Annotated in this window: 13 protein-coding genes; 5 read left to right on the plus strand and 8 right to left on the minus strand. The window is 68.2% G+C overall.

The features are described from left to right. Positions 1-34: 34 nt before the first annotated feature. Positions 35-817, minus strand: coding sequence for an SDR family NAD(P)-dependent oxidoreductase (locus tag HF877_RS16210; RefSeq protein WP_169622231.1), 783 nt, complete (start codon positions 815-817; stop codon positions 35-37). Positions 818-998: 181 nt separating this feature from the next. Here HF877_RS16210 and HF877_RS16215 point away from each other — a divergent pair, with 181 nt between their 5' ends. Beyond that, the gene (locus HF877_RS16215; protein ID WP_169622232.1) at positions 999-2,651 is read left to right on the plus strand and encodes a RecQ family ATP-dependent DNA helicase; all 1,653 of its coding nucleotides are present in this window, start codon (positions 999-1,001) and stop codon (positions 2,649-2,651) included. 37 nt (positions 2,652-2,688) lie between these two features. Here HF877_RS16215 and HF877_RS16220 read toward each other — a convergent pair whose 3' ends face one another. Next, positions 2,689-3,333 carry a dihydrofolate reductase family protein gene (locus tag HF877_RS16220; protein WP_169622233.1) on the minus strand — a complete coding sequence of 215 codons (645 nt, stop codon included), beginning with the start codon at positions 3,331-3,333 and terminating at the stop codon, positions 2,689-2,691. Positions 3,334-3,474: 141 nt separating this feature from the next. Here HF877_RS16220 and HF877_RS16225 point away from each other — a divergent pair, with 141 nt between their 5' ends. After that, entirely contained in the window at positions 3,475-4,032 is a 558-nt protein-coding gene (locus tag HF877_RS16225; RefSeq protein ID WP_169622234.1) for a dihydrofolate reductase family protein, read from the plus strand. A 100-nt stretch (positions 4,033-4,132) separates the two neighbouring features. After that, on the plus strand, positions 4,133-4,348 hold the full coding sequence (locus HF877_RS16230; protein ID WP_169622235.1) for a hypothetical protein: 216 nt from the start codon (positions 4,133-4,135) through the stop codon (positions 4,346-4,348). A 12-nt stretch (positions 4,349-4,360) separates the two neighbouring features. On the opposite strand, the gene HF877_RS16235 is transcribed toward HF877_RS16230, so the two are convergent. The 5 genes from HF877_RS16235 to HF877_RS16255 all read right to left on the minus strand — a co-directional run bounded on the left by HF877_RS16235 (position 4,361) and on the right by HF877_RS16255 (position 12,771). Continuing rightward, positions 4,361-4,705 carry a prevent-host-death family protein gene (locus tag HF877_RS16235; protein ID WP_346765196.1) on the minus strand — a complete coding sequence of 115 codons (345 nt, stop codon included), beginning with the start codon at positions 4,703-4,705 and terminating at the stop codon, positions 4,361-4,363. A 162-nt stretch (positions 4,706-4,867) separates the two neighbouring features. Continuing rightward, positions 4,868-5,365, minus strand: coding sequence for a hypothetical protein (locus HF877_RS16240; RefSeq protein WP_240952574.1), 498 nt, complete (start codon positions 5,363-5,365; stop codon positions 4,868-4,870). Positions 5,366-5,760: 395 nt separating this feature from the next. Further along, positions 5,761-9,924 (minus strand): TIGR02680 family protein, encoded by a 4,164-nt coding sequence (locus tag HF877_RS16245; RefSeq protein WP_169622237.1) that lies wholly within the window; start codon positions 9,922-9,924, stop codon positions 5,761-5,763. Further along, positions 9,917-11,302: a TIGR02678 family protein gene (locus HF877_RS16250; RefSeq protein ID WP_169622238.1), complete on the minus strand. Its 1,386-nt coding sequence runs from the start codon at positions 11,300-11,302 to the stop codon at positions 9,917-9,919. Before HF877_RS16250 ends, HF877_RS16245 begins: the two co-directional genes overlap by 8 nt. Further along, positions 11,299-12,771 carry a TIGR02677 family protein gene (locus tag HF877_RS16255; protein WP_346765209.1) on the minus strand — a complete coding sequence of 491 codons (1,473 nt, stop codon included), beginning with the start codon at positions 12,769-12,771 and terminating at the stop codon, positions 11,299-11,301. Before HF877_RS16255 ends, HF877_RS16250 begins: the two co-directional genes overlap by 4 nt. Before the next feature lie 155 nt (positions 12,772-12,926). Here HF877_RS16255 and HF877_RS16260 point away from each other — a divergent pair, with 155 nt between their 5' ends. After that, positions 12,927-13,376, plus strand: coding sequence for a hypothetical protein (locus HF877_RS16260; protein ID WP_169622240.1), 450 nt, complete (start codon positions 12,927-12,929; stop codon positions 13,374-13,376). A gap of 160 nt (positions 13,377-13,536) precedes the next feature. Beyond that, the gene (locus HF877_RS16265) at positions 13,537-16,284 is read left to right on the plus strand and encodes a cation-transporting P-type ATPase (protein ID WP_169622241.1); all 2,748 of its coding nucleotides are present in this window, start codon (positions 13,537-13,539) and stop codon (positions 16,282-16,284) included. A gap of 26 nt (positions 16,285-16,310) precedes the next feature. Here HF877_RS16265 and HF877_RS16270 read toward each other — a convergent pair whose 3' ends face one another. Further along, entirely contained in the window at positions 16,311-19,844 is a 3,534-nt protein-coding gene (locus tag HF877_RS16270; protein WP_346765197.1) for a trehalose-phosphatase, read from the minus strand. Positions 19,845-19,948: the final 104 nt, after the last annotated feature.

Genomic DNA, 19,948 nt, shown 5'->3' on the forward strand with positions numbered 1-19,948 from the left:
CGACATCCGGAATACCGTCGCCCGAGATGCCGTGTCAGCGGGGTTTCGCGATGACGCGGTTCAGGGCGGTGGTCACCGGCTTCGGTGTCACGGTAGTGAGTGCTGCGAGCGACTTCGTCAGCAGCGATCCCGCGACCACACTGCGGTCGCCTCTCATCAGCGCCTCGTACCCGTCTTTCGCGACGACGGAGGGGTCGTCCTTGGGAGCCTTGCCCATCACGGTGTCGAGCAGACCCGCGCGGGCGAAGAACTGGGTGTCGGTGGCTCCGGGCAGCATCGCCGTGACGGTCACACCGCTGTCGCGCAGTTCGTTGCGCACTCCCTCCGCGAAGGACTGCACGAATGCTTTCGACGCGTTGTACACCGCCTGGTACGGACCGGGCATCTTCGACACCAGCGACGAGGTGATCAGAACACGACCCTCCCCGGCGCGCACCATGTCGGCCAGCACCAGACGCGCGAGATGCACTGTCGAGCGCACGTCCAGGTCGACCACCGACAGCAGATCCTCGAGGTCCGCGTCCACGAATGCGCCCCCCACCCCGGCCCCCGCGTTGAGTGCTGCGGCCGACAGCGGCCGCCCGTCGGCGACGACCGCATCGTAGAGCGCGCGCACTCCGTCCTCGGTGCGCAGATCGACCTGGACCGGGTTCACCGAGACGCCCCGCCTCCGCAATTCGCCGGCGGCGTCGTGGATCGCTTCCGACGAGGCGGCGACCGTCAGGTCGTAACCGCTCTCGGCAAACAGATTCGCCAGCTCGAATCCGATACCTCGCGAAGCGCCGGTCACCAGCGCCAACGGACGAGTTCCAGCCATGACTTCCTCCTCGAGTCGTGACGTGCTGTGCACGTGTGATGCGGTCGGGTACCCCTGAACCGCGTCCTCGAACGACTGCGATTCTCCGAAGACGGCCGTTTGCGCCGGGGTGCTCGGGGTAGGCCGGGTTTGCCCCATCCCGTGGACAGCCCCTACCCCGCAGACAGGAGCCTTCGTGTCCGTGAACTCCTCTTCGACGAGCGATCCCCGCGACAGGTTGGAGGACGCCGCCCGGCGCGTGTTCGGATGGGAGACACTGCACCCCGAACAACTCGACGCGATGGTGCCGCTCCTCGACGGTCGTGATGTTCTCGCGGTGCTGGCCACGGGTTACGGCAAGTCCGCGATCTACCAGATCCCGTCGTTGCTGCTTCCGGGAGTGACCGTGATCGTGTCTCCGCTGATCGCGTTGCAGAACGATCAGATCGCCTTCCTGGACTCCACGAGCGCCCCGAAGGCAATGGCGATCAATTCCAAGCAACGTGCGGCGGAGAACGAGTCCAACTGGCAGGCGGTGAGCCGGCACGAAGCGGGTTACGTCTTCGTCTCGCCCGAGCAACTCGCGAAGGACGAGGTGATCGAGCGCCTCGGCGACGTGCGCGTCGCACTGATGGTGGTCGACGAAGCGCACTGTGTCTCCGTGTGGGGCAGCGACTTCCGGCCGGACTATCTGCGGCTCGCCGATGCGCTCGAGCGTCTCGGACGACCGCCCGTGGCGGCCCTCACCGCCACGGCCTCGCCCCCGGTCCGCGACGACATCGTCGGTGCGCTGCGCTTGCGCGACCCGGTCGTGGTGGCCGGCGGATTCGACAGACCGAACCTCGATATCGCGGTGCACCGCCACATCGAGGACGCGGAGAAACGTCGCGCGGTCATCGACGAGGTGGTGTCCCTCGAGGGGCCAGGCATCGTGTACGCGGCTACGCGCAAGGACACCGAGCGCTACGCGGAGACTCTCGCCGAACGCGGCATCCGCGCCTGTGCCTATCACGCCGGCATGCCCGCGCAGCAGCGCCACGACGTGCACGAACGATTCCTCGACGGCACCTGCGAGGTGGTGGTGGCGACCTCTGCGTTCGGCATGGGGATCGACAAGCCTGACGTTCGGTTCGTCGTCCACGCGTCCGTGCCCGACTCGATCGACTCCTACTACCAGCAGATCGGACGTGCGGGCCGGGACGGGGAGCGAGCGACCGTCTCGATGTTCTACCGGACGGAGGATCTTTCCCTCGCCACCTTCTTCACCACGCACTCGCCGGACGACGACTTGATCTCGCGGGTGTTCGCCGTGGTTCGCGCATCGGGCCCTGTGCGGCTCGGACGGATACGCGAGGAACTCGGTGACCGAGGGCGGCGGCTCGCGAACGCGGCGAACCTCCTGGAGCGGGCCGGTGTGATCGTCGGAGGTCGCCGTGGGTTCATCGCTGCCGATCTCACTGCGCGCCGGGCACTCGAGCGTGCGAGGGACGCCGCGGAAGCCGGCGAACGCTTCGACCGGTCACGTGTCGAGATGATGCGTGGCTACGCGGAGACACGTGGTTGCCGTCGGCAATTCCTGCTGGGCTACTTCGGCGAGACAATCCCCGACCCCTGCGGTACGTGTGACAACTGCGTGGCCGGGGTCGTGCCGGACCTTGCACCGGACGCCGGATCGACCATCGCCGGCGAACCGCTCTCGCCGGAGACGCCCGTCGTCCATGAGCACTGGGGCCGGGGCGTGGTGCTGAGTGCCCAGCACGACCGCGTCACCGTTCTGTTCGACACCGAGGGATACCGCACGTTGTCGCTGGATGTGGTGGACGAATCCGGAGTGCTGACGGTCGCCGAACCGTGAGCACCCCGAAACTCACGGGCCGGGGCGCGTACGGGTGTCAGGCTCCGGGCTCCACCCCGCGATCGGGTGCGCTCATGTCGCCGGTTTCCGGTGTGCCGTCGGCGAGTTCGTAGCGCAGATAGACGGTGCCCTTCGGATCGGCGACCGGTGGCGCGAGGAGGGTGAGGTTCGTGGGCACCCCGCCGCCGTCGAACAGCTTCTTCCCGACCCCCAGCACGATCGGGTGCACCCAGAGGTCGAGGCGGTCGTAGAGTTTTTCGCGCAGGAGGGTATGCACCAGATTCAGGCTTCCGACGACCTTGATGTGCTCGTGCCGGTCGCGGACCTCGCGCACCGCGGCGACCAGATCGGGCCCAAGCTTCGTGGACCCCGCCCACGACAGGTCGGGGTTGCCGCGGGAAGCCACATACTTCGGAACCGAATTGAACAAGGTGGCGATCTCGCTGTCCTCACCGCCTTTCTGGTGGGGCCAGTATGCGGCGAACACGTCATAGGTTCGACGACCGAGAAGGAGTGCGTCCGTGCCCTCGTACGCGGCACCGATCTGCGCTCCGGTCACCGCGTCGAGCAGGGGTGCTTGCCAGCCGCCGAACGGGAATCCTTCCGGGTCCTCCTCGGGGCCGCCGGGCGCTTGCCCGACGAGGTCGAGCGTGGTGAACAGTTCGATCTCGATGAGGCCCATGCCCCCACCTCCCCGTCGTAGTTCCTCGGTCGAAGAAGTAGACCGTGCCGGGCAGGCATACTCATCGCACACTCGGCATCTTCTTCTATCGGTGCAGCCGAAGCGCCGGAACGGCACTTGCCTCTCACGTATTCTCGGCCGATGGGACTACTCCGGTACTCCATCAACATCACTCTGGACGGATGCTGCGATCATCGCGCGGTGCCTGCGGAGGAAGAGTTGCAGGGGTTGCACCGCCACCACACCGCGAACCTCGAGCGGGCCGACGCGCTGCTCTTCGGCCGCGTGACGTACGAACTCATGGAGTCGGCGTGGCGATTGTCGCCGTCGTCGGCAGAGAATCCCGAATGGACGGACCCGTTCGCCCGGACGATCGACGCAGCGAAGAAGTACGTCGTGTCGAGCACGCTCCCGAGTGTCGACTGGAACGCGGAACTCGTCCAGGGGGACATGGCCGAGGCGGTGCGGAAACTCAAGCAGGAAGCGCCCAACGGTCTGTTCGTCGGAGGCGTGCGACTCCCGCTGGCGTTGGCCGAACTGGGGCTGATCGACGAGTACGAGTTCGTGGTGCAGCCCAGGGTCGCCGGCCACGGACCGACGTTGTTCGCGGGGTTGTCGAAGCCCCTCGAATTGCGCTTCCTGGACCGGCACGAATTCGGTGCGGGCACCGTGGCAATGCGGTACGAACCGCGCCGGTAACCCTCGAGGGGTGCATTGCTCGACACAACCTGCGATCCTGTGCCGTGACCCGTTCGAGTTGCTCGGGTCGTCCGGCGAACAACCCTGATTGCGGTGAACGATGGCGAACGATCATGACGACACGGCCCGGGCAGCACGAGGGCGTGCCGCCGCGATCGCGATCTGGCTGGCAACATTCGGAGCGGTGCTCGCGATAGGTGGCGTGGTCGTCGCTTTTCGTCCGGACATTCCCACGACTGTGGGCGGCTCGATGATCGCTGCAGGACTGGTCTCGGTGGTGTTCTTCGGTTATCGCGCCCGGCTGAACAACCCGTAGGACGTGTCGGCGCTAGTCGGCTTTCTTCCGCTTCTTCTTCCGCTGCTTGCGGGAGCGCGCGCGTGACGGACGCCGGGCGGGTGTTTTCGGTTTCTCGGCCTTGTCGGTGGCGCCGTCCGGCGCGGTGGTCGAGTGTTCTTCGAGAAGCGAACGCGCCATCTCCTTGCGGAGACTGTCCATGAGTTCGGGTGAGCGGAGGAGAAACGTGGCCTCCTGCAGCGCGAGATATCGCTTCTTCGAGATCAGCACTGCCTCATGGTGTTTCCCGGCAATCTCGACCGCGACGGTGTCGTCGTTGACTTCGCGCACCAGCGCACCCAACCGCTCGCGAGCGAACTTGACCGTGGTTGCTCGCACTCCCGCCGACTCCATTCCCCTGCTCGACCGACCCCCGGCACCCTCGTGCCCCGGACCGGAAACAGTCCGGAGACACGACGCGGCGCATCACACCGTTGCAGGGCCACTGTATAGACCCGGGACGAATGCGCGGATCGGGCGCGCTCATGCCGCCGGGGAGAGTCAGGGAGCGACGAAACCTCCGATACCGGGGAGCGACGGTTGTCCGGCATTGGGGTAGCCCTCGGCCCCGACGATGGCGACGGTGATGGCGACGGGTCCCGATCCGGTGTCGACCGTGGGCGCATCGGGCAGTGAACCGTATGGCGTGCAGGGCCGCAAGCTCGTGGAGCCGCTGGTGCCGTTCGCCAGATTCACATAGTTGATGCGGACGAGCGTGAGCGCAGCGCTGGTCCAGCACGGGGCGTCGCTCACGGGCAGGGTGAAGGTCGTCCGGCCCTTTCCGGGAGACGAGGCGTTCACAGAGGAGAAGAGCAGATCCGGAAGTCCGAGTCCGGTGATCTGCACGCCGACAGCGGGAATTTGGTAAACGGAGATCGGAGCAGAGGTCAGCGTGGGGCCGATTGGGTCGGCTGCGGCGGCGGGCGCTCCCGCTACCGCCACACCGGCGGCGGCGAGCGCCGTACCGGTCAGAATCGAAAGCCGTGTGGAGACGCGCATGGTGTTTCCTTTCGGTTCGGTGAGATTCGATCCGGAATAGGAGAGCGGGTGTTCGGTGATGCCCCGACGAGGCCGGTGGGTATTGCGGAGACCGATCCGTGCGGGTGTGTCATGCCCCGATCATCGTGGGAAATTCGATGTTCATTACACAATCGGCGAAAATAGCCGGGGTTTTCTTTGGCCCGGAAGGGGTTTCGGATAATGAGCCGGCTTCGGTAGTGAATCGTGGAATCCACGCCGGCACATTTGCGATGTTCGCGAAACTAATTGCGTACCTGCTTCGGTCGCCGAATTCGCACTCGCCGCACGGAGATCGGTTCGCTGGGCCTGCTGTACCAGGGGCGATCCGATCTCCGTGCGGTGACTGTGGAACCGGGCCCGCCGCCTGCACGTGGCTAGACGAATTCGAGTGACCCCTCCACCGGCTGCGCCACCTTCCGGGTACCGGGGGATCCCAACGCAATTGCGAGGTCCGAGCCGTCGTGCTCGGCCAGCAGTTCCCCGCCCGACCACACCAGCAGCGTCGCGGCAACGGTGTGCTCGGCGACCGAATGCGACAGGTCGTAGTGCGCGCAACCGGGAACACCGGCGTACGTGATCCACAGGTCGAATCCGGTCATGAACAAGTCCAGGTCGAACTGCACACACAGACTGAGCAACTCGCTTCGCCCCGTGTCGTCGACGCCCGCGAACGCTTCGTCCAACGCCAGCAACCGCGGCGCATGCGGATCCGCGGAATCGAGCATCACGTGCGCCGCCGCGAACAACGGCAGATGCAGCGACACCGACTGCTCACCGCCCGACAACGCCGAATGCCGCGCAGGTGTGAGTTTGTCGTCGCTCCCGTCCGCGCCGATGAGACTGAACGAGAACACCCGCCAACGGCGGTAATCGAGGGTCGTGGCAAGGATTTCCGGGTAGGAGCGCTCCGGATGCGCGGCTCGTTCCGCACGGATCCGGGATGCGAAGTGCGCCCGGATGCCGGCGAGGTCGTCCGCCGACAGCGCCGCAGCGTCGCGGTCGAGCAGTTTGCAGACCGCGCGCGCCGGGTCGTCCAGATCGTCCGCGAGCACCCAGTGCACGCCGATCGTGTTGCCCGAGGACATGTGCCGCTGCCGCATCTCGGCACCCATGCGTGCGATCAGGTCTCGTGCGTCGACGGTGCGTTCGTGGATCTGCTGGGACAGAGCCGCCAGCAGGGCATCTTCGAGGATGCGGCGCTCGGAGTCGGTCAGCAGCAACTCCTGCTCGCGACGAGCGTGCGCGATACGCACCGCGAACTGCCCGACCGACGAGTACCCCTGTTCGTCCTGCACCTGCACCACGGTCAGCCCGTCGGGCGCATCCCACTGCAACCGGTAGTCCTGACTACGCGCGAGTTCCGTATCGAACTCCTGCACGGCAGCGGCGAGCGCGGTGCGCGTGGACTTGCGAGCCGATTCACTGGCGGTGACCGTTGCCGTCGCCGCTGCCAGCGAACGGAAGAGCGCCTGCACCTCGGACGGGAAGACCGGAACGTCGGCGTCGGGTTCCGCGTGCTGAATCCGGTACAGCAGTTGGTCGGTGTCCAGCCACGCCGCGGTGCTCGCCGGCCACGCGTGCGGGTGCTCGATCCCGAGGAGCGCCAGCAGGTCCGGCCGCGCGAAAGGCGCCAGCCGCTCGGCGTCGGCGCGGGATTCCGCCAGCGCCGAACGCAGGGTGTCCTCGGCGGCGGTATGCGCGGCCTCCGACTTGCCGATCCGCTCGATGGCCGCTTCATACGCTTTGCGCGCGGCACGCTGGGAGGTCTTCGCAGACTCGATCCGGGCCCGAGCCTGTTCGAGTTGCACGTCGATCCGGTCGGCGCCGGCACCGAGCGCGTCGCGCAGTGTTTCGAGTTTCTGTCGCTGGGCGGTGAACGACTCTTCGGAGATGGCCGATTGTTCGGCGGCTTCGTCGGCGACGCGGCGTGCCTCGTCGAGCCGCACCCGCGCTTCTCGTACCCGCTCGCCGGTGGCGGCGTGCTCTCGCAACGCCCGCAGCAGGGCCTGTCCCTGCGAGCGGAAGTGCCGCACCGCAGCGTCCAGGCTGTCGAGTTCCTGCGGGAGGTGGGGCGCGCGATGTCGTGCGGCGATCGAGCGCAGGTGCTGCTGCCGGGTAGCGAATTCCGCCAGCGCCTGATCGAGATCGCGGTCGGCGGCCGCAGCCGCCTCGGTGGACGTCCGCAGTGCACCCGCGCACTCGGTGACCTTCCGCAAAGCGGCAAGCACCGACCCGGTGCGGGGCACCGCGGCGGCGGCTTCGTCGAGCCCGGTCAGCCGGTCCCCGAGGAGGCGATGCTGCTCGCGCAACGACTCCGCCGTCGAACGTGCTTCGGCGACCGCACGTTCGAGTTCCGTGACTCGTCGTTGTCGCCGGCGTGCGCGGGCCGTCGCCCCGATGAACTCGGCGTGTGTCTTGACGTGCCGGCCCACCTGAGTGCCCTGCCGGAAACCGCCCGTGACGTCCACCGACACTGCGACCCCGCCGGCCGGTGTGGACGTCAGCGCGATCGACTCGAGCACGGCGGCGACATCGCGCTCGGGAACCTCCGTATCGGGTTCGGGCACCAGCACATCGGCCAGCGTCGGCCCCGACGGCCGATGCGGCGCCGGCACCGCGACGAGGAACTGTTCCGACTCGGTGGCCGGCAACTCGCCGTTCCCCGCCCAGATCCACCCGTCGAGCACGTTCGCGGCCTGCAAGGCCGCCTCGATTCCGGCTGCGTCCGCTGCGGTGACGTCGTCGCGGAATCGCACCAGACGCCACAACGGAGCGCCCGGCAGCGACTCCCGGCTTCCCGTCCGCGCCGGGAACGGCGGGGGAGCGTCGTCGTGTTCGGCGTCCACTTCGGTCCGCTCAACGTCGTACTCCGCGATCCGCACCCCGAGTGTTTCGATCTCCGAGGTGAGCGCGCGTCGCCGGAACCGGAGTTCCTCGAGCGCGGGGGCCGTGTGGATGCCGAGCACAGAGGCGGGTGTCGCGGCGTCGTCCTGCCCGGCGGTCGCGATCGCGGAGTCCAATGCGTCGAGCAGATCCGGCGAAATGCCCTCTACCGCATATCGTTCCGCATGCTCTGTCCACCATGTCCGCAGGTCGGTGGCCGTCTCCGCTCGCGTCAGTGCGACCACTGTTTCCGCCGCGTCCACCGCAGCGGCGGCCGACTCGCGTTGCGCGCGACTGCGCGTCGCCGCTGCCTCCGCACGCGTGCGCGCTGCCGCAGCGGCGTCCACGCTTCCGGTGGCCGCCCGCACCGCCCGCACGTCGGCGTCGCGTTCTTCCGCGTGTGCGTCGAGCGCGGCGACGAGCCGATCGGTTCGATCGAGATGTTCGGCACCGTGCCAGTCGATGCCCGCGTCTTCGGCGGCCTCGTGAAGTGCATCCTCGCAGCGGGTCCGCGTCGACAGTGCTGCGGCGAGGGCGGACTCGGCCCGCTCGAGTTCGTCGGCGCGCTGCGCGACCGCGCTCTGAGCCCGCTCTGCCTGCTCGGCCTGCACCGCGGTGGTGCGTTCGAGGTTCGCGACCGCCTGCGCAAGGTCGTCGAGTTGTTGTTTGCCCTCGTATGCGCCGGAGCGTTGCAGGGCGTCGAGATTGGCGCGGGCCTGTTCGAGGTCGCGCTCGGCCACGGCGAGGGTTTCCTCGGCCTGTGCGCGGGCGGCGGCGGCTCCTTCTCTGTCGGCGACGGCAGAGCGCAACGCCTCGACTGCGGCCCGGACCGTCGCGAGACGCATCCCCACCTGGTCGACCTCCGAGCGTGCCTGCTGCCGCAGATAGTTCGAGTACACGGCGACGAAACTCTGCGCCGCGTCGTCGGCCGCGGCCAGCGATTCGAGCGTCCGCGACACCTCCTCCATGTCGGAGAACGACCGGGCCGCCTCGACCAGCAGTTGATCGTCGAGTGGGCGGAGACCGTCGGTCAGCGCCTGGGACAACCCCTTGGGATCGAGGTTCTTCGCCAGCTGCGGGCGTCGCAACGTGAGGATCAGGTTGATCAATTGGTCGTATCGCTGCGCCCCCAGCCCGAACATGCGCGCATCGATGGCCGCCCGGTACTCCACCGGCCGGTCGGTGACCGCGTCGGCGCCGACTTCCTCGATCAGCTGCTTCCGGGTCAGCGGCCGGTCTTCGGTGTCGAGCAACGAGAAGTCGACACCCACGCGTCCGTCGACGACGAAATACCAGCGCGTGACCTTGTCGTTTCCCCGCGTGGCGCGCATGCCGACCCCGACCGTGACGGCCTCCGGGTCCTCGGCCCGGCCGCGGCAGAACTCCATCCACACGTAGGAGTACGCGCTGTCCTGCCCCTGGTACAGCAGGTTCGAGCGCATCGTGCGCTCTTCGCCCGCGAACGGGTTGAGCCGGCGCGGTTCGATGCGCCCGTCGAGCACGAACGGGAACAGCACCTCGAGGGCCTTGGTCTTACCCGACCCGTTGGGGCCACGGAGCACCAGGCGCCCGTCCGCGAACGAGAACTCTTGATCCCGGTAGTCCCACAGATTGATGATTCCGGCGCGGGTGGGCCGGAAACGGGCACTACTCATGACTCTCCGTCTCGCTTGTCTCGTCCGGGAACAGGTCGATCTGCGGATCTCGTTTACGCACACTGACGGTCGCGCCCCGGAACCGCGCCGACGCGGGCAGCGCGAGCACGCCACCGGGCACCCGGGCGACGAGGTCCAGCTTCGCGAGCAGAGCCACCGCCGCGTCCGTGAGGCCCGCCGGATCCGCCTGCCATTGCGCCGCGAAGGTGCGGCCGTAGGTGTCGACGAGCCCGCGGATGGTGCTCGCCAGCCACGCATCGTCGACCATCGGGTGCTCGGGCCGGACGCGCTCTCCGGAGAGATCGTCTCCGTCCGCGCGGTCGGGTGGGCCGGTCACCGCCAACGCGGTGAACACCCCCGAGCGTGGAATCGCTGCGTCCACCGCCGCGACGAGAGCGTCGTGCTCGTCGGCGGGGAGGGGAAGTCGCAGCGGTGCAGGCAGATCCGGGTCGAGCACCCGGTCGCAGATCTCTCCGGCCAGCAACAGTGCCACCTGCGCGACGGTGCCGGTGCCGGGGAACCGCACGTCCGACAGGCGTCCGGAGGTGTCCACCAGGGCCACGCCCTCCGCGCGCCGCTCCGCCACCAGTCCGGTGAGCACTTCCAGGTCGGCGGTGGTGCGCGGCAGCGCGAGCTGCACTGCCTCGGCGTCGTCGAGTCCCTCGGCGTAGACGACGGGACGCTGGATCAGGGCGCGACGAACCCGTCGCGTCGCCTCGGCGGAACGCCGCCCGTCGGACACGTGGGCGCCGTCGGCCGGGTTCGCGAGCAGACCGCGCACCGAGTTCAGGTGCTGCAGCGCCAGCGGCGGACGGAACAACGCCGCTACGACCGACCGGTCGATGTCGTAGAGGGCTTCGCCGCTGTCGGGATCGCTCGCCCATCCACCCGCATCACCGTCGGCGAGGGAAATCGCCCCGCGCGCCGCGAGCCAGGCCACCGCGTCGACGAAGGCGTCGCGGTCCGTCGCCCTGTCGGTGGCCAGATCCACTCCGTCGATCCGGGAGGCATCGGCGGCTACGTGGCCGGCCAGTTCGGACAGGCTGATCTGTCCACCTGCGCGGCCGAGCGCCGCAACGGCCAGTGCGAGGTAGGCATACCGCCGCCGGTCGAAGGGCCGGTCGGTGTGGGTGGCGGTACCAGCCCCCGGGTCGAGCCGGTCCAGCACGGTGAACAACCTGGCCGTCGTTTCGGTCACCTCGAGCCGGTAGCCGAGTGTGTCGAGCAGGTCGTCACGTAATTCGGTGGCCCACCGCCGCAGCAACGGCAGGGCGGTGCGGTCGGGGAACGTCGAGGTCACCAGGTGGTGGGTGAGGATCAGGCGGGCCGCGCGCTGGTACGAATCGAGGTCGAGCGGCGCGATGGTGCGTGCTCTCACTGCACGTCCACGGTGAGAGCGTCCAGATACAACCGTCCGCGTGCGGTGCGCACCACCGTTGATTCGGTGCTGGGCCGCAACGTGAGTTTCACGCCGTTCTGCGTGCCGGACGTTCCGTCGGCGCGGACGCGTCCGCTCACCGGTACACGCGCGGACAGCGCCGCGTCGATGAGGCTGAGCAGCACCTCGGTCTCCGGTTCGGTGAGTTCACGGTCCCGCACGCCGCCGGAGGCGAGGGACCGCGCCGCGTCGGCACGGCGTCGCTGGTTCTCCCACTGCACTTCACGCAACCGCCGCACGGCTGCGTCGTTGCGGTGCACTCGGCCGGGCGCACCGGCAGACGGTGTCCGGCCCGTTTCGGCCAGCGTGCGCGAGATCTCGACCGGCGGTGCGTCCCACCACGACCGGTTGGCGGGCACCACGTCGGCGTCGGAATGCGGCACCGAGAAATGCCGGGGACGGCCGAGGTCGAACACCGCCCCGAACAGTGCGTGCGCGGCGTCCTCGCTGGGCGCGGCGGCGAACCATCCCGCCAGGTGCCGCAACTGCGATTCCCGGCTCACCCCGCCTCGGCGGGTCTCGGTGAGGCGGCGCAGCAGCGCCAGCACCGCCGCGATCGCACTCATCGTGCCCTCCCGCAACCGCTCGGATTCGCTCGGCGCCGACCCCATGCCCGCGAACCAGTGTTCGAGCCCGCGCCAGCGCTGGCGCCAGTCGGCTTCGCGTTCCTCGTAGGAGAGCAGGACCCTCTCGTCGTGAGCCGCCGCGAGGGCAGGTAGCCGCGCGGCGCCGGTGGCCTGGACCCGCGCAAGGGCGGCGGTGAGCTTCGGCGCATACCGGGCGAGGTCGGAACTGAACTCCCGCATGTGCGAGAGCAGTGCGTCTTTGTGGGTGAGAAACACTTCGGGGGTGATCTCGGTGGTGCGCACCAGGTCACCCAGGACGAGGTAGAACCGCGCGGCCCGCTCCGCCATGTCCGACAGGGTCGCATCGAGGCGGTTGAGTTTCCGGTACACGAGTTCGCCGTCCCCGGCGTCGTTGGCATCGGCGAGTTCGGTCAGATCGGCGAGGAGATCGGCCAGCGCCAACCGGGACAGCGCGACATCGTGCCCGCGACCGGTCAGGACGTCGTCGACGGCACGGAAGGCATAGAACCCTTCCTGCCCGAACTGGTAGACGAAGTGCCGGTTGCGGTACTCGGCGAGGGTGGCTGCGCGGGTTCCGTCGTAGCTGCGTTCGAGCACGCCCCACGCGTGCAACTGCTCGAGCAGGGGAGCGATCTCCGACGAGGTCAGCGCTGCCGCCGGATCGTCACCGCTGATGCGGCCGAGCACCGCTTCGACGTCGGCTGCGTGCAGCAGCACGACGTAGTTGGCGCGGGCATGATCGAACGCCCGGAGTACCCACAGATATTCGGTGCGTTTCTCGGCGGTCGCGAAGGAGAACAGCCGGAGCCGGCCGTCCCGCACCGTCGGGTCCTCGACCGTCCGGGTGCCGGATCGACCTGTTTCGTTCACCGTGACAGGGTAGGCGGACGGGCGCCCGGAGCCCGCATCACCCGACGCCCGTGTCGGCGCGTTTCCTTATTCTGGTCGTGCGACAACGTGCGACCGTAGGAGGGGAGATGCCGGATCCCGGGGCCGGTTCGGGTGCCACGACGTGGGACGACATGGCGCAATGGCTCGTCGCGTCGCTCACCGGCAGGCCGGCCGGATTCGTCCTCGAGATCGGCCCGCGCGACTATGTGCCGTCCGAGGACGACCCCGAGGTCGTGTGCGCGCAGATCCATGTGCTCGCCGACGGTGTGCTCATGCTCCGCCGCTCACGTATCGAGCTGTCGCACCTGCTGCTCGGAGACCACACCCCGAACGGGCTGGTCCTGGACCTGTGGCACTTCGACGGCCACTTCGAGGACTGCACCGACGGCTATCTGTTCTCCCGCGACGTCCGCCTCGTCGCCGACACCTGTGTCGCCTGGTTCCGGGACGGCTGGAGCACCGCGTCGGCCGACGAACTGGGATGCAGCCTCCGGTTCCCCGACGAACTGCCCCGTACCGATACGACGATGCCGTAGCCCGCTGCGGATACACCCGCCCGCACGCACCGTGAACGGCGATCGATACCGAAGTGGTGTCTCGTTCCTCCCACGAGGAACGCCGTCGCCCTGTTGACTCTGCACTCAGCGGCCCTGACTCCCAGCACCGACACCGCATCGGCGCAGAGGCGGTTCCCTCATGACGAGTTCACCGACATCGCCACCGGTCTCGGACGGAGGTTTCTCCGTCACGGACCCGCAGGAGTCGCTCGACCGCCTCTTGCGGGATCTGCGTACCCGCACCGAGGGCCTCTCGGCCAGAGAGGCCGAACGGCGTTTGGCCCAGGTGGGCGCGAACGACCTGGTCCGGCAGAAGGGCGAGCCGGCCTGGCGCGAGCTGCTGCGCCAGCTCGTCCATCCGCTGGCGTTGTTGCTGTGGGTGGCGGCTCTCCTCGCCTGGGTCTCCGGTTCGGGGCCGCTGGCCGTCGCGATCGTCGTCGTCATCTGCCTCAACGCAGGATTTGCCTTCGTGCAGGAGCGTCACGCCGAACAAGCCGTGGAAGCGCTGTCGGCCTACCTGCCGCCGCACGCGCGGGTGCTGCGCGACGGACAAGAGACTCAGGTCGAGGCGCACCTGCTGGTGCCGGGTGATGTCGTGGTCGTCTCCGAGGGCGACCGCATCTCTGCGGATGCTCGGCTGTTGTCGGGGGCGGTGGACATCGATACGTCGACACTGACCGGTGAATCCGCGCCGGTCGAGGTACGCGTCGACGCCGGCAGCACCGATGTGCCCCTCATCAGGGCACGAGACGTGGTGTTCAGTGGAACCTCCTGCACGGCGGGCGAGGCCACCGCAGTGGTGTTCGCGACGGGCATGCGCACCGAACTCGGCCGGATCGCCGCCCTGTCGCAGCGAGTGGGGCACGAGGAGAGCCCGCTCGAGAAGCAGGTCAAGCGGGTGGCGCAGCTCATCGCGCTGGTGGCGGTCGGGATGGGGATCGCCTTCATTCCGCTGGGCACCATCTTCGCGGGCTTGTCGCTCTCACAAGCCGCCGATTTCGCGATCGGGTTGCTCGTCGCGAACGTCCCCGAGGGACTGTTGCCGACGATCACGCTCGCCCTGGCGGTCGGGGTGCGGATCCTCGCCCGGCGGGGCGCCCTGGTCAAACGGATCTCCGCGGTGGAAACACTCGGTTCGACGAGCGTGATCTGCACGGACAAGACCGGCACGCTCACGCTCAACGAGATGAGCGTGGTGGAAATGTGGACTGCTGCCGGCGTCCTCGACTTCGACGGGTCGCCGGAGCGCCCGGCACCCGACACGCCGCCTGCTCGCCTCGCCTGGGCTGCGGTGTGCTGCAGCAATGCGACGATCCGCCGCAAGGACACATCCGGTGACGATCAAGGCACCGGGGACCAGACCGAATTGGCGCTGCTCCGTGCGGCCGAGGCGATGGGTGTCGACGTACCCGCCGAGCATCCCGGTCGCCTGGCGCTCTACTCGTTCGACTCCGTGCTGCGCCGCATGTCCACGGTCGATGACGGTCCCGGCGGTGCCTGGGTGCACACCAAAGGTGCGCCGGAGGTCGTGCTCGCCCGCTGTACACGGATCGCGGTCGGCGTGGGCGGCGACCGCGAACTGACGGACGCCGACCGCCTCGAGGTCGAGGGTGTCGTCGATTCGTGGGCACGACAGGGACGACGCGTCCTCGCGCTTGCCGAACGCCCTCTCGATCCCTCAGCGGGGTCGCTGCCCGAACGCGACGACGCCGAACACGACCTGGTGTTGCTCGGTGTCGCCGCCATGATCGATCCGCCCCGCGCAGAGGTGCCCGACGCGGTCGCGCGATGCCACGACGCCGGGATACGCCTGATCGTGGTCACCGGCGATCACGCGCTGACCGCCCGAGGTGTCGGCGAGAGCGTCGGTATCGGGCGGGGCGGACTGACCGTGCTCGGGGGTGACGAGGTCGACCGCATGTCCGACCGCGAACTCGACGCGGTCCTCGCGACTCCTGGCGAATTGATCTTCGCGCGCAGTTCGCCGGAGTCCAAGCTGCGGATCACCGACGCGTTGCAGGGTGCCGGCTACATCGTGGCCATGACCGGCGACGGCGTGAACGACGCTCCGGCGTTGCGCCGCGCCGATATCGGTATCGCGATGGGCAAGTCGGGTACCGATGTGGCGCGCGAAGCGGCCACGATGGTTCTCACGGACGACAACTTCGCGACCATCGTGACTGCGGTCGAGGCCGGCCGCAGGGTCTACGACAACGTCCGCAAGTTCATCGTCTACATCTTCGCGCACACCACCCCGGAGGTCGTGCCGTTCCTGTTGTACGCGTTGAGTGGCGGGGCCATACCTCTGCCGTTGACCGTGATGCAGATTCTGGCGATCGACCTCGGGACGGAGACGGTGCCCGCTCTGGCGCTGGGACGTGAACGCGCGGAGCCGGGACTCATGGAACGCGCACCCAGGACGCGGGCCCAGTCGGTCATCGACCGATCCATGATGGTCCGTGCCTGGCTGGTGCTCGGCGGTGTCTCGACGGTGCTGGTGCTGGCGCTGTTCCTCGGCACGCTGGTGGCCGGGGGATGGTCGCTCGGCGCCGACGTCGACTCCGGTCCGCTGCACCACACCTGGCAGCAGGCGACCACCATGACGTTCCTGGCGATCGTCGCGTGCCAGATAGGCACCGCCACGGCGGCCCGCACGCAGCGTGCATCGCTCGCCGACATCGGGTTGTTCACCAACCCGTTGTTGCTGTGGGGCATCGCATTCGAGGTGTTCTTCGCGGCAGTGATCGTGACGGTGCCGGTACTCCGGGAAGTGTTCGGTACTGCGGTGCCCGAGTGGTGGCAGCTCGCGCTGTTGCTGCCGCTTCCGGTCGTGGTGTGGGGATGCGACGAACTCCTGCGCAGAAGAGCCCGCCGCCACGCCCGATGAGCGGCCCTGCGAGGGTTCGCGCCCCGTCAGCTCAGCGCAACAGTGCACCCGGGCTGCAAAGTGGCTGTCCGGTCGCGGCACATCACCTCGATCGGGCGGTGGTCTCCGGGCCCGGCGGTGACCTCCACCTTCCGGCCGTGGACCGATACCTGGAGGTTGTGTCCGCGGTAGCGCATCGGGAACTCCAGCGCACCGAGGCTTTCCGGCCACTGCGGGTTCAAGATGAGGTGGTCGCCTCGTGTCTCGAGTCCGGTGAAGCACCGCTGCAGCAGGTCGATGCTTCCCGCCATCGCCGCAAGATGGATGCCCTCGCGGGTGGTGCCACCCTGAATATCGGTGACATCCGAGACGAGAACTCTCTCGAAGTACTCCACGGCCTCGTCGCGATGACCGCGTGCGAGGACCCACGAGTGCACCACGGCGCTCAGGGTCGACCCGTGGGACGTGCGCGCGAGGTAGTAGTCGATGGTGCGGGGGATCGCGGCCGGTTCGAACCGGTAACCCGCACGTCCGAGCAGATCTCGCAGTTCGTCGGCCGAGAGCACGTAGAACAGCATCACCACGTCGGCTTGTTTCGAGGCGCGGTACCGGTTCACATCGTCGCCTTCCGCCTCGAGGATCCGGTCCAGCCGCTGAATGTTTCCGTACCGCTCGCGATAACCGTCCCAGTCGAGTTCGGCCAGATCGGCGTATCCCTCGAACTGGCTCAATACCCCGTCGTGGAACGGAACGAACATCCGCCGGGTGACGTCGGTCCACCGGGCGAGTTCGTCCGCGTCGAGGTGCAGACTGTGCATCAGGTCGGTCCGGTCCGGATCAGGAAGTGTGGCAAGCGCTTCCATCGCACGAAGAATGACCCATATCGCCATCACGTTGGTGTAGGCGTTGTTGTCGATGCCGTCGTACGGAGCTTCGGGGGACCCGGAGTGGAACTCGTCCGGTCCCACGACCCCGCGGATCACGTATCGGGACCGGGTGCTGTCGTAGGTGGCGAGACTCGCGAAGAACCGTGCGATCTCGACCAGCATCTCGGCGCCGTACTCACCGAGGAACGCGAGATCTCCGGTGACCTGGTAGTACTGCCACACGTTGAAGGCCACGGCAATGCCGATGTGATGCTGCCGCGCACTGGGGTCCGGCAGCCACCGCCCGGACCGCGGATTGAGGTGCCACTGCTGGCTCTCTTCCCGTCCGTCGCTTCCGGATTGCCACGGGAACATCGCGCCCTGGTAACCGGCGGCACGGGCCGCGCGGCGTGCCTCCGGCAGCCTGCGGTACCGGTACATCAGCAGGGACCGGGTCAGCGACGGTTTCCTCAGGTTGAGCACCGGGAAGACGAACAACTCGTCCCAGAAGATGTGTCCGCGGTAGGCCTCGCCGTGCAGGCCGCGGGCCGGGACACCCGCATCGAGATCGGCGGTGTTCCGCGACAGGGTCTGGAGGAGATGGAGCATGTGCAGTCGCAGAATCCGGGACTCATCCGGCCGATCATGGAGAGTGATCCGGGTCCGGTCCCACAGGAGTTCCCACGCCCGCACGTGACCGTCGAGGATCTCGTCGAACGTGCCCGACGCCGACAACAGGCGGGTGGCCGCGTCGGCAGGATCGGAGACCGCACGGTCGCGACCGGTGAACACGGTGGCCAATTTGTCCACCGTGACGGTTCGACCCTCGTCGACGCGGACAGCGACGATATGGCCGATGCTGCCGTCATTCTCGAACAACTGACAGGTGCTGTCGTGCCGTTCGCCGTTGGACCGGACGGTGGTGCGTGCTGCCGTCGCCACCGGGACATGCGACTGGTTCGTCCGCATGCTCAGCATCACCGAACCGGGCGACACCTCGCGCGCGTCCATCGGGACGAGATGTCGATCGGCCAGGTCACGGTATCGGTCGACGAGCGCGTTGCGGACCGAACCGTCGAGCGAAGATCTGAACTCCACGAGGCCCGACCAATCGTGCGCCACCACCGTGGTCTGGAGCGCGCCGATATGCGCCAGATGCATCGCGACGAACCGTCGCTGGACCACTGTGGTCGTCCGCCCGGCGGCGTCGCGATACTGCACCCGGCGGGTGAGAACCGCCCGGCGCAGGTCGAGGTACTGGCGGTAATCGAGCAGTTCGACCGCGTCCACGTCGAACCACGGTCCACCGTCGATCCGGAACGTCAGCGGCAGCCAGTTGGGCGTGTTCACCAGGCTTTCGTTGACGAGCGTCATGCCCGGACGGTCGTCCTGCAACCGGTTGAACAGGCCGGCGACGTACGTGCCCGGATAGTGGGTCGGACCGGCGACTGCTTCGGGCGCACACCCGCGCGTGGCGAAGAACCCGTTTCCCACGGTGCAGAGTGATTCCCGGAGTTTCTCGGAATCAGGGTCGTAGTCGTCGTAGAACAGCGTCCACGCACCGGCCCGGGACGCATCCGGCGGGTTGCGCTCGAGCATGTCGCCGACCAGATCCAGCAGCTCCTGCACCCCGGCCGCGCCGTTCACCGCGAACCGGGCGGCGCTCCGTCGATCCTCGCCGGCCTCGTGCCGGACCACGACCCCGATCCCGCCGCGGGGCAGCGCATCGAATGCGTCCTCGTCGGTGCGATCGCCTCCGATGTATACGGGCAGCACCGACTTCCCCTGGGCGATGTGTTCGAGCACCCAGTGCAGTGCTGTGCCCTTGTCCCGCCCAGGCGCGGGACTGATTTCCCCGCCATCCGGGTGACCGGATGCTCGGTCGGCACCGGTCCCCGTCGCGAGTACGGCAGGGTGTTCGTACTTCTCGCCGGCCGGTCCGGCGAGTTCGAACCCGTGTCGGCCCGCGTACCACAGACCGGGTATCCCGAGCCGGTCCTGCAGGCCCGTCAGGTCTCGTTCGCTCAGCACCACGACGATGCATGTTTCCGCCAGCCTCGCCAGAGCGCTCCGAAGGTTTTCGGTCGGCTCGGTATCCGCCGTGGCGGTGTCGAGGTCGAGTAGCAGGACCGGTTCGTGGAGCCGCAGGAACGCCGCCAGTTCCGCGTCGGACGCGGCGGCGTCGGGGATGTCCGAGAGGGGGCGATCATCTGCCCGCAGTCCGATCTCGCCGAGATCCCGGACCACCACGTGTGTGCCCGCGACGGTCGGATCCCGCTCGCGTCCCTCCCGGTCGACTTCGATGACCAGGGCGAACCCGGCACGATGCCCGGGGTGCACCTCGTGCTCGCCGCGGGCTGTGACGAGCACGGCGGACGACGGCCTGGCGCCCAGGCGTGCCGCGGCCCCCTCGGGTGTCGTCTCGTTCACCGCGACGGACAGCGGCCCGCTGAGGCCCGCGGTCTCCAACGCTTCCTTCGCGTGTCCGCTGGGGGAGAACACCGCCATCCCCACACCGGCACTGTCCAGTCGGCGCAGCAGTGCCGTCACCGGGTCTGCTCGTCCCTCGGTTTCGTCGGGACGGGACGTTCCGGTGCCCTCGGCACCGGAAACCGACGCGAAATCCGGAAGGACCCCGAGATCGACGACGACCGCGCTGTGATGCCGCAGGTCGATGAGCGGCCGGTCAGCGGTGTCACCCTCGTCGTTCTGCACAGTGCCTCCCGGACGGAACGAGAACAGTCTTCCCACCTTCCACTCCGGACAGTAGCCCGGTGGTGTGGGCGCGAGTTCGAAAAGGACGAGACCTGTCGATACTG

The organism is Rhodococcus sp. BL-253-APC-6A1W (assembly GCF_012843405.1).
Classification (GTDB): Bacteria; Actinomycetota; Actinomycetes; order Mycobacteriales; family Mycobacteriaceae; genus Rhodococcus.

Bases quoted from the DNA above. Each gene is read 5' to 3' on its own strand.
- HF877_RS16240 (WP_240952574.1), bottom strand. From the start codon at position 5,365: ATGCGCGTCTCCACACGGCTTTCGATTCTGACCGGTACGGCGCTCGCC.
- HF877_RS16260 (WP_169622240.1), top strand. From the start codon at position 12,927: ATGCCGGATCCCGGGGCCGGTTCGGGTGCCACGACGTGGGACGACATG.
- HF877_RS16230 (WP_169622235.1), top strand. From the start codon at position 4,133: ATGGCGAACGATCATGACGACACGGCCCGGGCAGCACGAGGGCGTGCC.
- HF877_RS16265 (WP_169622241.1), top strand. From the start codon at position 13,537: ATGACGAGTTCACCGACATCGCCACCGGTCTCGGACGGAGGTTTCTCC.
- HF877_RS16220 (WP_169622233.1), bottom strand. From the start codon at position 3,333: ATGGGCCTCATCGAGATCGAACTGTTCACCACGCTCGACCTCGTCGGG.
- HF877_RS16245 (WP_169622237.1), bottom strand. From the start codon at position 9,924: ATGAGTAGTGCCCGTTTCCGGCCCACCCGCGCCGGAATCATCAATCTG.
- HF877_RS16210 (WP_169622231.1), bottom strand. From the start codon at position 817: ATGGCTGGAACTCGTCCGTTGGCGCTGGTGACCGGCGCTTCGCGAGGT.
- HF877_RS16225 (WP_169622234.1), top strand. From the start codon at position 3,475: ATGGGACTACTCCGGTACTCCATCAACATCACTCTGGACGGATGCTGC.